Origin of the sequence: Burkholderia sp. A2, from assembly GCF_001729305.1 — a bacterium.
Taxonomy (GTDB): domain Bacteria; phylum Pseudomonadota; class Gammaproteobacteria; order Burkholderiales; family Burkholderiaceae; genus Burkholderia; species Burkholderia sola.
Window position 1 is genome coordinate 4,559 of sequence record NZ_LZXX01000103.1, and the last position, 984, is coordinate 5,542.

Annotated in this window: 1 protein-coding gene and 2 pseudogenes; all 3 read right to left on the reverse strand. The window is 69.9% G+C overall.

The features are described from left to right. Positions 1 to 507, reverse strand: a 507-nt coding sequence (locus tag A9Z05_RS20265) for a pilin (RefSeq protein ID WP_256122043.1), incomplete at its 3' end; no start/stop codon positions are given. 95 nt (positions 508 to 602) lie between these two features. Next, a pseudogene (locus tag A9Z05_RS37910) lies at positions 603 to 785 on the reverse strand (TerC family protein); the annotation flags it as partial. Between the two features lie 2 nt (positions 786 to 787). Beyond that, positions 788 to 984: pseudogene (locus A9Z05_RS37915) on the reverse strand (TerC family protein); the annotation flags it as partial.

Genomic DNA, 984 nt, shown 5'->3' on the forward strand with positions numbered 1-984 from the left:
CGCGTCCTTGCCGGCGGCGAAGCATTCCCACGCAATCGCGCCCGCCTGTATCGCCCCCTTTTTGAGCGGCACGCGCGCGGTGGGCGCATCGGCCTTGTCGGGCGCCGACGGCACGAGCACCAGCGTATTCGTGCCGGCCGCGGCGACGCGGGCGGTGAACGCGACCGTGATCTGGCCGGTGGCGCCGTCGATCGCAACCGATTCGACGTTGCGGGTCGCGGCAGGCGGGCTGTAGCCGCCGTCGAGGCTCGCGCCGCTCGCGGCATTGTCGGCGACCGCGAGCCGCGCCGACGACGCGAGCGCAAGCCCCTCGCCGACACGCGACCGCGCGAGGTAATCCTGGTACGCGGGAATCGCATAGGCTGCGACGACGCCGACGATCGCCAACACGATCATCAGTTCGATCAGCGTGAACCCGGCCAGCCGCCAGCGCGACGACGGCCGGTTCGCGCGCCGCAGATCGGCGGCAACGCGACGGAACAGGGAAACGGAAAAGGCTTCGAACATGGCAGGCTCCGGAAACGAAAAACGCCTGCCGACAAAGGCAGGCGTCTCGATCGTAGCCAGCGGGCCGCGAAGCCGGCAGTCGGCCGGATGGCCAGTCAGTGCTGCGGCACGTCGCGGCGTTTCCTGAGCGCGTAACCGATCGCGACGACGAACAGTGCGCCGACGATGCTCGCGCCGTAGATCACTTCCGGCGTATCGAGCACGGGCCAGCGGTCGCCGACCGGGTCGTTCACGATCAGCCCGCCCGCGATCCAGCCAAGCAGCCCGGCGCCGAGCGCNNCCACACGATGATCGGCACGCTGACGACGAGCCCGAAGATCACGAGCGCGATCCGGTGCGACGGATCGGCCTGCTCGGCCGCGCCGGCGATCGCGATCACGTTGTCGAGGCTCATGACCGCATCGGCGATCACGATCGTCTTCACGGCATCCCACAGCCGGTCGGCCGGCTTGATGTTGTCGTGCGCGTCGGCGGCCG